At 49.3% G+C, this 13,152-nt stretch carries 14 protein-coding genes and 1 pseudogene; 8 read left to right on the top strand and 7 right to left on the bottom strand.

The annotated features are described in order from the left end of the window. Nucleotides 1-343 precede the first annotated feature (343 nt). From QOX44_RS17280 to galE, 3 genes are all read right to left on the bottom strand, one after another. Nucleotides 344-1,354 (bottom strand): GGGtGRT protein, encoded by a 1,011-nt coding sequence (locus QOX44_RS17280; protein WP_283684981.1) that lies wholly within the window; start codon nt 1,352-1,354, stop codon nt 344-346. A 17-nt stretch (nt 1,355-1,371) separates the two neighbouring features. Further along, nucleotides 1,372-2,064, bottom strand: coding sequence for an iron-sulfur cluster assembly scaffold protein (locus QOX44_RS17275; protein ID WP_283684980.1), 693 nt, complete (start codon nt 2,062-2,064; stop codon nt 1,372-1,374). Nucleotides 2,065-2,211: 147 nt separating this feature from the next. Then, on the bottom strand, nt 2,212-3,228 hold the full coding sequence (gene galE / locus QOX44_RS17270) for a UDP-glucose 4-epimerase GalE (protein WP_283684979.1): 1,017 nt from the start codon (nt 3,226-3,228) through the stop codon (nt 2,212-2,214). Between the two features lie 198 nt (nt 3,229-3,426). Here galE and QOX44_RS17265 point away from each other — a divergent pair, with 198 nt between their 5' ends. The 8 genes and pseudogenes from QOX44_RS17265 (at nt 3,427) to QOX44_RS17230 (ending at nt 9,945) form a co-directional block, all read left to right on the top strand. After that, on the top strand, nt 3,427-4,617 hold the full coding sequence (locus QOX44_RS17265) for a ribonuclease H-like domain-containing protein (RefSeq protein WP_283684978.1): 1,191 nt from the start codon (nt 3,427-3,429) through the stop codon (nt 4,615-4,617). 129 nt (nt 4,618-4,746) lie between these two features. Next, nucleotides 4,747-4,980 carry a hypothetical protein gene (locus QOX44_RS17260; protein ID WP_283684977.1) on the top strand — a complete coding sequence of 78 codons (234 nt, stop codon included), beginning with the start codon at nt 4,747-4,749 and terminating at the stop codon, nt 4,978-4,980. Further along, nucleotides 4,977-6,311, top strand: coding sequence for an electron transport complex subunit RsxC (gene rsxC, locus QOX44_RS17255; RefSeq protein WP_283684976.1), 1,335 nt, complete (start codon nt 4,977-4,979; stop codon nt 6,309-6,311). Before QOX44_RS17260 ends, rsxC begins: the two co-directional genes overlap by 4 nt. A 13-nt stretch (nt 6,312-6,324) precedes the next feature. Next, nucleotides 6,325-7,251, top strand: a pseudogene (locus tag QOX44_RS18290) (RnfABCDGE type electron transport complex subunit D); the annotation flags it as partial. A gap of 84 nt (nt 7,252-7,335) precedes the next feature. After that, on the top strand, nt 7,336-7,863 hold the full coding sequence (locus QOX44_RS18285; protein WP_334305530.1) for an FMN-binding protein: 528 nt from the start codon (nt 7,336-7,338) through the stop codon (nt 7,861-7,863). 13 nt (nt 7,864-7,876) lie between these two features. Next, the gene (locus QOX44_RS17240) at nt 7,877-8,560 is read left to right on the top strand and encodes an electron transport complex subunit E (protein ID WP_283684975.1); all 684 of its coding nucleotides are present in this window, start codon (nt 7,877-7,879) and stop codon (nt 8,558-8,560) included. Beyond that, nucleotides 8,557-9,138 (top strand): electron transport complex protein RnfA, encoded by a 582-nt coding sequence (locus tag QOX44_RS17235; RefSeq protein WP_283684974.1) that lies wholly within the window; start codon nt 8,557-8,559, stop codon nt 9,136-9,138. The genes QOX44_RS17240 and QOX44_RS17235 overlap by 4 nt, the downstream gene beginning before the upstream one ends. A gap of 12 nt (nt 9,139-9,150) precedes the next feature. Beyond that, nucleotides 9,151-9,945, top strand: a complete 795-nt coding sequence (locus QOX44_RS17230; protein ID WP_283684972.1) for an RnfABCDGE type electron transport complex subunit B — start codon at nt 9,151-9,153, stop codon at nt 9,943-9,945. Nucleotides 9,946-10,065: 120 nt separating this feature from the next. Here QOX44_RS17230 and QOX44_RS17225 read toward each other — a convergent pair whose 3' ends face one another. From QOX44_RS17225 to cmk, 4 genes are read right to left on the bottom strand one after another with little or no spacing between them, the layout of a single operon-like run. Further along, entirely contained in the window at nt 10,066-10,473 is a 408-nt protein-coding gene (locus QOX44_RS17225; RefSeq protein ID WP_283684970.1) for a bacteriohemerythrin, read from the bottom strand. A 20-nt stretch (nt 10,474-10,493) separates the two neighbouring features. Beyond that, complete coding sequence (gene rpsA / locus QOX44_RS17220) at nt 10,494-11,594, bottom strand: 30S ribosomal protein S1 (protein ID WP_283684968.1); 1,101 nt, start codon at nt 11,592-11,594, stop codon at nt 10,494-10,496. Then, nucleotides 11,582-12,418 (bottom strand): 4-hydroxy-3-methylbut-2-enyl diphosphate reductase, encoded by an 837-nt coding sequence (ispH, locus tag QOX44_RS17215; protein WP_331488450.1) that lies wholly within the window; start codon nt 12,416-12,418, stop codon nt 11,582-11,584. The genes rpsA and ispH overlap by 13 nt, the downstream gene beginning before the upstream one ends. A 45-nt stretch (nt 12,419-12,463) precedes the next feature. Beyond that, nucleotides 12,464-13,129 (bottom strand): (d)CMP kinase, encoded by a 666-nt coding sequence (cmk, locus tag QOX44_RS17210; RefSeq protein WP_283684964.1) that lies wholly within the window; start codon nt 13,127-13,129, stop codon nt 12,464-12,466. Nucleotides 13,130-13,152 lie beyond the last annotated feature (23 nt).

Genomic DNA, 13,152 nt, shown 5'->3' with positions numbered 1-13,152 from the left:
AAACTCCCTCGTAAAGTTTTGACCGATTTCACAGATCCATTTAAAAATATTTTTCTCTAACTGCTTGAATGTTACGCCGTTTTCCTTTATCATTGAACTCATCATACAGACTCCTTATGTTTTTTCTCAGCAATTAAACAATAAGATAAATCTGTATGATTGGGAAGAGATTTCGATCTCTTCCCTTTATTTTTGCCAATGATAATTATACTCTAAGGCAAAGACAATGTCGCAAACAGATCAAAGATCGGTCCCACTGTCTTTTTACTTCTTATACGAAAATGAGGGCGCCTCATGCGCCCCCATCCGAATACATCCTTATTTATATGTTTATATGGATTTCTTAGAACTTGCCTTCCTTTGCAGCTTCTTCAATAGAAACTGCTACAGCAACAGTCATACCAACCATCGGGTTGTTTCCTGCACCGATCAGACCCATCATCTCTACATGAGCCGGTACGGAAGAAGAACCTGCGAACTGTGCATCAGAATGCATACGTCCAAGTGTATCTGTCATACCGTAGGAAGCCGGTCCTGCTGCCATGTTGTCCGGATGAAGTGTACGTCCTGTACCGCCGCCGGATGCTACGGAGAAATACTTCTTGCCCTTCTCATTGCACTCTTTCTTGTAAGTACCTGCAACCGGATGCTGGAAACGTGTCGGGTTTGTGGAGTTTCCTGTGATAGAAACGTCTACGCCCTCTTTCCACATGATAGCAACACCCTCCGGAACGCTGTTTGCGCCGTAGCAGTTAACCTTTGCGCGAAGTCCCTCTGAGTAAGACTTACGGAAGATCTCCTTCACTTCGTTTGTATACGGATCATACTCTGTCTCTACATATGTAAAGCCGTTGATTCTTGCAATGATCTGAGCAGCATCTTTTCCAAGACCGTTCAGGATAACGCGCAGCGGTTTCTGACGAACCTTGTTTGCCTTCTCTGCGATACCGATCGCACCCTCTGCTGCTGCAAAGGACTCATGACCTGCGAGGAATGCGAAGCACTCTGTCTCCTCCTCAAGAAGCATCTTTCCAAGGTTTCCATGTCCCAGACCTACCTTACGTGTGTCAGCTACAGAACCCGGGATACAGAATGCCTGAAGTCCCTCACCGATCGCTGCTGCTGCATCTGCTGCTCTTCTGCAGCCCTTCTTGATCGCGATCGCTGCACCTACAATATATGCCCAGCAAGCGTTTTCAAAACAGATCGGCTGGATCCCTTTGATCTGATTATAAACATCAAGACCTGCGTCTTTTGTAATCTTCTCTGCTTCTTCAATGGAAGCAATGCCATAACTGTTCAGTACAGAATTGATCTTGTCAATTCGTCTCTCGTATGATTCAAATAAAGCCATTTTCCATTACCTCCCTATCACTCTTTTCTCGGATCAATAATCTTCACTGCATCAGCAACACGGCCGTACTGACCCTTTGCCTTCTCCCATGCGGTATTCGGATCGTCACCCTTCTTGATGAAATCTGTCATCTTTCCAAGGCTTACGAACTGATATCCGATGATCTGATCGTCAGCGTCAAGAGCGATGCCTGTAACGTAGCCCTCTGCCATCTCCAGATAGCGCGGTCCCTTCTTCAGAGTACCATACATAGTACCTACCTGAGAGCGCAGACCCTTTCCAAGGTCCTCAAGACCTGCACCTACCGGAAGTCCGTCCTCAGAGAATGCAGACTGGCTGCGGCCGTATACGATCTGAAGGAACAGCTCTCTCATAGCAGTATTGATCGCATCGCAGACAAGGTCTGTATTCAGAGCTTCCATAACAGTCAGGCCCGGAAGGATCTCAGAAGCCATAGCTGCGGAATGTGTCATACCGGAACATCCGATCGTCTCAACAAGCGCCTCCTGGATGATACCTTCTTTTACATTCAGAGTCAGCTTACATGCACCCTGCTGCGGAGCACACCAGCCGACACCGTGTGTCAGACCGGAAATATCCTTAACTTCCTTCGCCTGTACCCACTTTGCTTCCTCCGGGATCGGAGCAGCGCCGTGATGAACGCCCTGAGCTACCGGGCACATTTCTTCTACTTCGCGTGAATAAATCATTGTAATACTCCTTTCAGTTGTAAATTCTTTTCCCTTTATTTTCTCATAAATCGCAGGATTCGTCAAGAAACTACTTCTCCAAAATCATGACGGAAATCTGCTGTGTCCTTCTCTGATATCACAGCAGATACTTCCCGGACGGGCAGATCAGTCATTGTAGCCATTTGGATTCATCGACTGCCATCTCCAAGAATCTGCACACATCTCATCTATTCCATACTGCGCTTCCCAGCCCAGCTCTTCCTTTGCCTTCGACGGGTCTGCATAGCACTGCGCAATATCGCCTGCACGGCGCGGCTTGATCTCGTACGGAAGTGTCTTTCCACATGCCTTTTCAAATGCATGAAGTACCTGAAGCACGCTGTAGCCGTTTCCTGTACCAAGATTATAAATGCGGACTGCCGGAGTATCATCAAATTTCTTCATTGCCTTTACGTGACCATTTGCCAGGTCTACGACATGGATGTAGTCACGCACACCTGTGCCGTCCGGCGTATCGTAATCATCGCCAAATACACCAAGCTTCTCCAGCTTGCCGACTGCTACCTGCGCTATGTACGGCACCAGATTGTTCGGAATGCCCTTCGGATCCTCTCCGATGATGCCCGCCTTATGCGCGCCGATCGGATTAAAATAGCGCAGAAGAACGACATTCCACTCCGGATCAGATACATGAAGATCTGTCAGGATCTGCTCCAGCATACTCTTTGTCTGTCCATACGGATTCGTGATCACACCCTTCGGACACTCCTCTGTGATCGGCACAAATGCCGGATCTCCATAAACAGTAGCTGAGGAGCTGAAAATGATCTTCTTTACTCCATGCCTGCGCATCACATCACACAAAAGCAGCGTGCCTGTAATATTATTATGATAATACTCCAGAGGCTTTGCTACGGATTCTCCTACTGCTTTATAACCTGCAAAATGGATCACAGAATCAATATCCTCTTTTTCAAAAATCTCATTCATTGCTTCCCGGTCAAGCATGTCGACCTTGTAAAATTTCACCTTTTTTCCCGTAATCTGCTCTACCCGCTCCAGTGCCTTTTCATTGGAATTGTAGAGGTTGTCCATTACTACGACCTCATAGCCGTTATTCAATAACTCTACACATGTGTGACTGCCGATATACCCGGCGCCCCCGGTTACTAATACTGCCATAACATGCCCTCCTGTACCTGAAGGTTGCCCCAGGCAATTGCCTGCGCACCTTATCTCTAACTGTTTATCACGTTTATTATACGTTTAAAACCCTTATTTGTAAAGAACAGCGGATGTATTCTTTCTGCCTTTTTCTTTACACAAAAATCACTGCGTGATAAAATAAGCCCCGGATAATGACCCAGACTGGAGGAACCTATGATTATAAAAAAAGAAACATTACCTGACTTTGATACCTTCGCAGACGTCCTTGCATACGACCCGGATACCAGTCTCTTTTTTGATATTGAAACAACCGGTTTTTCACCGGCTGCGTCCGCACTCTTTCTGATCGGTGTGCTGCACCGGATGGAGGGAGAATGGCTGCTCACACAGTTTCTCGCAGAAGAAGCCTCCGAGGAAGAAGATTTGCTGCGTGCCTTTATCAGCCTTTCTTCTCACTACCGTACGCTCCTGCATTTCAATGGCAGCACCTTTGATCTCCCATATATAACGAAGAAAGCCGCTCAGTATCAGCTGCCGCTTCCTCTGTCGCAGTGTGCCTCTATTGATCTTTATCAGAAATTACGTCCCGTTGGAAAGCTGATGGGACTAAAGCGCATGAATCAGTGTGCTTTTGAGGCGCTCCTTGGCTGGCAGAGATCTGATCAGCTGACAGGAAAGCACATGGTTTCCTTATTTGAGAAATACGCTGCCAGTAAAGAAAAACAGATCCGCGACCTGCTTCTGCTCCACAACCACGATGATATGGTCGGCATGACAAAGCTGCTCCCAGCCACAGCCTGTCTGCTCCTGCTTCGTGGAGAATTTCTGCGCATAGAGCAGGCCGAATACCTGCACAAAAATAAGGAACATACACATCCGGACAGGAAGGCTGCATGCGGCTTTGACAGTCCCAATCCCCTCCCTTGTGACTGTCTGCGCCTTACTTTCACCTTAAAGGAGGCGCTTCCGGTTCCGCTCACCGTGGAAAACACAGCAGCAGTAACTGACTGCTGCTGTCTCCCGGCAGACGACCGTATCCTCTGTAGGCTGTCCGTGTCTCATCACACCGCTGTGCTCCAGATCCCTGTTTTTTGCGGCACACTCTGCCATTTTTTTGCAGATTACAAAAATTATTACTATCTTCCGCTTGAGGATCAGGCAATCCACAAAAGCGTCGCAGGCTACGTAGATCCCGCATACCGTATTCCCGCAAAAGCATCTACCTGCTACATCAAAAAAACCGGACAGTTCCTACCGCAGCCGTCAAAACTCTTTACGCCTGCCTTTCAGGCATCCGTAACATCCTCTGTCTCCTATTTTGAATGGGAGGATTCTCTTCTTATGGATCATGAGCAGCTCACATCGTATCTTCATGCTTTACTGCTGTACCTCTTCCGATCCTGAGTCTTTCTGGGAAGAATAAAAAAAGTGCGTTTTCTAATTGAATATTTCCACAAAATCTGCTATTCTATTAATGATTTATTGTGCATTTTGCCTAATTTTTAACAAACTACTACAGAAAGGATGCAGAGCATGGAAAAAGAAGCATTTTTACCCAGATCTGTCACCAGAGCACTGGTCGCTGCGGTCATCCTCCTCATAAGCCTCAGTATTTTGAGCATCGGCGATTACCGCACCGGCACAGGACCTTCTGACACGTCCAGAGCTTTCTCGCAAACACAGACAGAAATGCAGACAGAAAACAGATCCGAAGAAGCGCCGGGGACAGAAGCGTTCCTGACACGATCCACAGGAGGTACAGTATGAGACTAAAAACATTCCGGGGTGGTATCCACCCTGAAGGGCACAAAGAACAGTCAAAGGGGCAGCCCGTACGCGCCTATCTGCCCAAAGGAGAGCTTGTATTCCCAGTCAGCCAGCACATTGGAAAGCCCGCAAGACCCGTTGTCGCAAAGGGGGATCCGGTACTTGCCGGGCAGATCATCGCAGAAGCGGATGGCTTTGTGTCCGCGAATATCATCAGCTCCTGTTCCGGTACAGTAAAAGCAATCGAGGAACGCCACACTGCCTCCGGGGCAAGAGCCGTCTGCATTGTCATTGAAAATGACGGGCAGTATACGCTCGCGCCCGGTATCGGAAAAACACCGCACAACGGCACCCTGTCAAGCAAAGATATCCTGGATGCGATCAAAGCGGCCGGGATCGTCGGTATGGGCGGCGCAGGTTTTCCCACACATGTGAAGCTCACATCCAAAAATCCAGAGGCGATCGATTACGTGATTGCCAACGGGTCTGAATGCGAGCCTTATATCACCTGTGACGACCGGCTGATGCAGGATGAAAACCGTTCGATCGTAGAAGGGCTTCGTCTTGTGCTTCAGCTCTTTCCGAATGCGCAGGGCGTGATCGCCATTGAGGACAATAAACCTGATGCGATCCGCGCTATGGAAGCCGTCTGCGCCGGAGAAAAACAGATTTTTGTACAGCCTGTTCTGGCAAAATATCCTGAGGGCGGCGAGCGCAACCTGATTTCTGTGATCAGCGGGCGGGATCTGCGCTTTGGCCAGCTTCCTGCCGACGTCGGCTGTATGGTCTGCAACGTCGCAACCCTGCATGCCATTTACCGTGCCGTTCATTTTTCAGAGCCTTTGATGGAACGCTATTTTACCGTGTCCGGAGACGCCGTTGCCAGTCCCTGTACCATGAAAGTGCGCATTGGTACCTCTGCGGCAGAGCTGATCGAGGCGGCAGGAGGTGTGAAGGAAGGATGTACCGTTAAAAAGGTCCTGAGCGGCGGTCCGATGATGGGAATTGCGCTCTCTGCGCTCGACGTCCCTGTATGCAAAAACAATAACGCGCTGACTGTCCTGGCTCACGATGAGGTAGAAAAAGCGCAGCAGCAACTTACTGCCTGCATCCGCTGCGGTCGCTGTACCCGCGCCTGTCCGATCCATCTGACGCCACAGATGATGGCAGATGCCGCCGAGCACGGTGATTATGAACAGTTCGAAAAACGTCTTTACGGACTTGACTGCTTTGCATGCGGCTCCTGCACGTATGTATGTCCTGCCAAGCGTCCGCTGATGCAGCTATTCAAACAGACAAAAGCCGCTATTCTGGCAGCAAAGAGAAAGTGAGGAACCTGAAGCAATGAATGAAAATTTACTGAATATTTCTTCCAGCCCACATATCCGCAGCCGGCTGACCACGAGAAGCGTCATGACAGAGGTCGCGCTGGCGCTGATGCCTGCAACACTGTTTGGCATCTATCATTTTGGTCTGCATGCGTTTCTGGTGATCGCTGTAGCTGTAGCGGTAGCCGTGATCACAGAACTTCTGTTTGATCTTATCGCTAAACGCGGGAATACGATAAAGGACGGAAGCGCCGTCGTGACCGGACTGCTTCTGGCGCTGTCGCTTTCCCCATCTGTTCCGCTCTACATACCTCTTCTCGGAAGTATTTTTGCGATCCTTTTCGTAAAATGCCTGTTTGGAGGACTCGGAAAAAACTTTATGAACCCTGCGGTCACGGCAAGATGTTTCCTGCTGATTTCTTTTGGAAGCGCCATGACTAATTATTCTATCGACGGCGTCAGCGGAGCCACACCGCTCGCTGCTCTGAAAGCCGGAGAAACAATCCATGTATCCAGCCTCTATCTCGGCAATACGAGCGGTGTGATCGGATGCTCCGCACTGGCACTGCTTGCCGGCGGACTCTTCCTGTGGGCAGTCGGCGGCATTACTCTGGAAATCCCTGCAGCCTGTATTGGGTCCTTTACACTGTTCATGGCGCTTTTCGGAGGACAGGGCTTTGATCCCGTCTTTCTTACTGCGCACATCTGTGGCGGCGGCGTATTGATGGGCGCCTTCTTCATGGCTACCGATCCTGTCACAAGCCCGGTCACCGGACGCGGACAGGTCATATATGGCGCAGGAATGGGTATTCTTGCAGGATTGTTCCGGGTGTTCGGCTCTTCTGCCGACTCCTTCAGCTACGCGATCATCCTCTCCAATATCCTGGTACCGTTTATTGATAAGCTCCCGATCCGCAAGCCGCTTGGCTACCGGGACGGAGAATACAAAGAAAAGAAATTCCCGGTGTCCGCCATCAAGCTGGCTGTTATTACACTGGCAGCCGGACTGGGACTGAGCAGCGTATTTATGCTCACGAAGGATAAGATCGCCCAGCAGGAACTCGCCGCCGCTACTGCTTCCTATAAAGAAGTATGTCCTGACGCAAGTACCTTTATCTCCGATGAAAAACTGGATGCAGCGGTGGAGAAGCTAGGCGACGATGTCTACGACGAAGCATATGGAAGAACCTTCCTTAATAAAGTTATGGTCGGAATGTCCGACGATTCTATCGCCGGTTATGTGATCAGCGTCACTACAAAGGACGGCTACGAAGGAAATATCACACTCTCCGTCGGACTTCTGCCTGACGGCACAGTAAATGCCATTTCCTTCACAGAGCTCAATGAAACTGCCGGTATGGGCATGCTCTGCGGCGAGAGCGCTTTCAGGGATCAGTTCTGCGGTGTGAAAACAGACGCCTTTCTTCTGAATAAATCCGGAGAATCCACTCAGGCGAACGCAATCGATACCGTATCCGGCGCGTCCACCTCTTCCGGTGCGATCGTAAATGCAGTAAATACCGCGCTCGACTTTTATGCGACAAATATAGAGTAAAGGGGGACTGATCATGAATCAATATTGGGAACGCATTTATAATGGTATTGTCAAAGAAAATCCCTGCATCATTCTGATGCTCGGTATGTGTCCGACCCTTGCAGTCACTACCTCTGCCATGAACGGACTTGGAATGGGGCTATCTACGCTGGCGGTGCTCGTCTTTTCAAATATGATCATCTCGATGATGCGCAACATCATTCCGGATCAGGTCCGTCTGCCTGCCTATATCGTCATTGTAGCTACGCTCGTAACAATCGTAGATCTCAGCTTGCAGGCGTATGTTCCCGGACTTTACAAGTCACTGGGGATCTATATCCCGCTGATCGTCGTCAACTGTATCATCCTGGGCCGTGCTGAGGCATATGCGAATAAGGTAGCTCCTGCTCTGGCTGTTTTTGACGGTATCGGTATGGGAATCGGCTTTACTCTCGCTCTGACAGCCATCGGTATTGTACGTGAGCTGCTGGGAGCAGGCACGGTATTCGGCTTTGAGCTTCTCCCAGAAGCATTTGAACCGATCGCTATCTTCGTAAAAGCACCCGGCGCCTTTCTTGTCATGGCAGTACTTGTCGCAGCCTTAAACGCTGCACATATTTCAAATGCTGCAAATAAAAAAGTAGAAGGCTGCGACGGCTGCTGCTCTTCCTGCACAAAATCCTGCCAGGAAGACGGAAAGGAGGCAACAGAAGAATGAACACATCTCTGATCCTGATCATCGTGACAACTGCGCTTGTCAACAATGTAGTCCTAAGCCAGTTCCTTGGCATCTGTTCGTTCCTCGGCGTGTCAAAGCAGATCAAGACCTCTGCGAGTCTTGGAGGTGCTGTGATCTTTGTCATGGCGATCTCCTCTGCCGTGGCAAACCTGCTTTATACCTTCCTGCTGGAACCGCTCCATCTGGAATATCTCGAAACGATCGTATTCATTCTCGTGATCGCAGCTCTTGTCCAGATAGTAGAAATGTTCCTCAAGAAAACCTCTCCGGCGATCTATCAGGCGCTCGGCATCTACCTGCCCCTGATCACAACAAACTGTGCGGTACTTGGAGTAGCGATCACAAATGTTCAAAACGGCTACGGCTTTATCGAAAGTGTAACTGCAGGGATCGGCACTGCGGTCGGTTATACCATTGCGATCGTACTGCTCGCCGGTATCCGGGAGAGGATCGATGAATCCAGCATTCCGGCTCCGTTTCGCGGCGCACCTGTTGTACTGCTGTCCGCCGCTTTAATGGCAATCGCATTTATGGGCTTTGGAAGCCTGTCACTGTAAAGGAGGTAATGTATGCAAGCAATTATGACTGCCACCGCTGCTGTCGGTGTGATCGGCCTCCTGCTGGGACTTCTCCTGGTAACGGTCGACAAAAAATTCAAAGTAGAAACTGACCCCAAAGAACAGGCCATCCGCGGCTATCTGCCGGGGAACAACTGCGGCGCCTGCGGATATGCCGGATGTGATGCAATGGCCTCCGCCATTGTACACGAAGAAGCTCCGGTAAACGGCTGCCCGGTGGGAGGCGCCAGTGTCGCAGAGCAGATTGCCCATATCATGGGCGTGGAAGCAGAAAAAACCGAAAAAATGGTTGCCTTTATCAAATGCTCCGGCGATTGCGAAAACGCAGCTTCCCGCGCTCATTACGTCGGGATTAGCGACTGTGTATCTGCTGTAGCAAGCGGCCTGTCCCCCTGGACCTGCGACTACGGCTGCCTCGGCTTTGGTTCCTGCGCATCCGCATGCCCGTTCGGCGCGATCACTGTAGAAAACGGCGTAGCCGTTGTAAACCGTACCTTGTGCCGGGCCTGCGGAAAATGCATTGCAGTATGTCCAAAGCACCTGATCGAACTCGTGCCGGACAGAGCTCCTTACGCAGTGCGCTGTTCCAACCGCGACCGCGGTGCAGCAGTCAAAAAGGTCTGCACAGCAGGCTGTCTGGCCTGTAAGCTCTGTGAAAAGCAGTGTGAGGCAGATGCGATCCACGTAGAAAACAGCATCGCGCACATTGACTACGAGAAATGTACTGGCTGCGGAAAATGCGCAGAAAAATGTCCTGTAGGCGTGATCAGACTGCGGAACAAATAAAACTTCTGCACAGGTACAAGGGCAAAACCTTGTATCTGTGCAGATCTCCTGCTATAAAAGAAAGTCAAAAAAACACTAACCGGATCTCTTACGAAATACCAGTTAGTGTTTTTCTCTTACTTATTTCTGTGCTTTGATAAAATCAGCGATCGCTTTATCCCACTTCTGGATGTGGTTCACAAGCCAGTCTGTGATATTCTTATTCACTGCATTTACGAATGCCTCGCTCGGACCTTCTTCCTCCTCGAGCATCTCTCGCAGCTCGCTGACTGCCTGCTTGAACTCTTCATGCTTCTCATGATGAGCATTCAGCTGATCGTATCCGACTTCCTTCTGAAGCTTCTCCTCATCTGTGAAATGGTACTCTGTGTAATCCATCAGGAAATCAAGCGTCTTGATCGCCGTCATCTTCTCCGTACCCTTTTCACAGCTCTCTACAAGCTTGTTTACACGGCTGATCAGCTCTTTATGCTCGCTGTCGATCAGCTCATTCCCCGTGTACAGACTTTCATCAAATACAATTTTCATATTCTTACCTCCCGTACAGATTATTCAGCATCTGTCTCCTCATAAACGGTCTCTTCCGCAGCATCTGAAGCTGCTTCGAGTGCTTTCATGCTGAGGCTTATTTTTCTGTCCTCACCGTTGAAATCAACGACCTTTGCCTCGATCTCCTGACCTACGCTCAAGATATCTGCCGGCTTGTCTACATGATCGTGTGAGATCTGAGATACATGGAGCAGAGCGTCTACGCCCGGCTCAAGCTCTACAAATGCGCCAAAGTCTGTCATTCGTGCAACTCTGCCGTTTACAATGTTGCCTACTGCGTATTTCTCAGCTGCAGTCAGCCATGGATTCTGATCTTCAAATTTAAGACTCAGTGCGATCTTGTCGCCATTGATATCCTTGATCAGCACAGTAACCTCATCGCCAACCTTGAATACCTTCTTCGGATTTTCCACATGTCCCCAGGACATCTCTGAGATATGAAGCAGACCGTCTGCTCCGCCAAGGTCGATAAATGCGCCAAAATCTGTTACATTCTTTACTACACCTGTCACTGTATCGCCTACCGCGATGCGCTCAAACAGTTCCTTCTGCATCTGTGCCTTCTTAGCTACGAGCAGCTGCTTGCGGTCACCGATGATTCTTCTTCTGCGCGGGTTGAACTCTGTGATAACAAACTCAATCTCCTGTCCTGCATACTTGTCGAGATTCTTCTCGTAAGTATCAGATACAAGGCTTGCCGGGATAAATACTCTCGCCTCATCAACAACTACACTGAGTCCGCCTGTAAGTACCTGTGCTACCGGAGCCTTCAGTACTTCCTGTGTATTAAACGCTTCCTCGAGTCTCTTATTGCCCTTCTCTGCTGCGAGACGCTTGTAGGTGAGCAGTACCTGTCCGTCTCCGTCATTCACCTTCAGAACCTTTGCTTCCATCGTGTCATTCACCTGTACGAGTGTGCGAAGGTCTACATTTGCTTCATTTGTATATTCGCTTCTGGTAATGATACCATCTGCCTTATATCCAATGTTCAAGACGATCTCGTCTTCTTTGACATCAATGACAGTGCCTTCGACTACCTCTCCATTATGAATTGTTTTTAATGATTCTTCCAGCATTTGTTCAAAACTCATATCTGACATTGTTTTGAAACCTCCTCAATCAAATTATTTGGGGTCGATGCCCCTGCTGTAATACCTACGCAACCCCTGGATGGCAATAGCCGAATATCCAAATCTTTCAGTGTTTGTATATAGTAAGTATTTGCACATTCTTTTTGACAAATCTCATACAGCTTGCGCGTGTTCGAACTGTGGCTGCCGCCGATCACGATCATACAATCCGCTCTGGCCGCGATCATTCTCGCCTCCGACTGCCGTTCCTCCGTAGCACTGCATATCGTATTCAAAATATCCACTTTATCATAACTCATTTTTAAAATAATTTCAACTAATTTATCAAATTTCTTGTAATTAAATGTCGTCTGTGACACAATACACAGTGGAGTATCACAATTATGTGTAAAAGCTTCCGCCTCTTCCTCCGTCCCGATCACCGTCACTTTTTTGCAGCACCATCCCTTGATGCCTTCTACCTCCGGATGCCCATCATTGCCGATGATCACGACATCTGCTCCATTTTTGCTGTGTTCATGTACGATCCTGTGGATCTTTTTGACAAACGGACAGGTCGCATCCACCACCTGTACCTCTCTGTTTTCAAGGATGCGGTATATTCTCTGCGCCACTCCGTGAGAACGTATGATCACAGTCCCTTCCGTAAGGCTCTCCAGCTGTTTTTCATCCTCAATAATACGGACTCCTGCTTCTGTAAGCTTTCGCACAACCTCTTCATTATGAATGATCGGCCCATAGGTATAGATCGGCTTGACCCCTTCTTCAATCTGCCGGTATACCTGCTCTACTGCGCGCTTTACGCCAAAACAAAAACCCGCTGTTTTTGCCACAACCACTTCCATCTTTGTATTCCTTCCCTGCTTTTTCCTGTTCAGCTACATCCGCTCTCTCGCCAGCTTCAAAATACACTCCACTACTTCCTCTATCGTCATGTCGGAAGAATCTACAAGCACTGCATCCTCTGCCTGGCAAAGCGGCGCCGTCTCTCTGTGCATATCGCGATGGTCGCGTTCCTCAATATCTCTTTCGATTTCTGCAAGGCTGCACGATTCTCCCCGCTCCGTCTGCTCCTTATAGCGGCGCATGGCGCGCGTATGTACACTTGCCGTCAGATAGATCTTAAGCTGTGCCTGCGGCAGGATCGCTGTACCAATGTCCCTTCCATCCATCAATACATTTTCACGCTTTGCGAGATCGCGCTGAAGCTGAGTAAGCTTTGCTCTTACCTGCGGCTTTGCCGCCGCCGTACTTGCCATGCGGCTGACCTCTTCCGTACGGATCAGCCCGGAGACATTCTCTCCATTCAAATACACCTGCTGCTCTCCGCCCTCATATCCAATGCTCACCTCTATCTGATCCAGTGCATCAAGAAGCGAAGCTTCCTCCTCCACGTTCGCGCCAAAGCGCAAAATCCCCAGTGCGATCGCACGGTACATTGCCCCCGTATCCACATACACAAACTGCAGCTCCTTTGCCGCACGCTTGGCAATCGTACTTTTTCCGGCTCCTGCCGGTCCATCTATTGCGATATTAAAGCTCATTCTCTCTCCTCCGGTTTTCTCGT

This window comes from Parablautia sp. Marseille-Q6255 (assembly GCF_951230155.1).
Lineage (GTDB): Bacteria > Bacillota > Clostridia > Lachnospirales > Lachnospiraceae > Choladousia.
The sequence above is the reverse complement of the archived record's forward strand: the minus strand, read 5'-3'. Positions and strand labels throughout refer to the sequence as shown.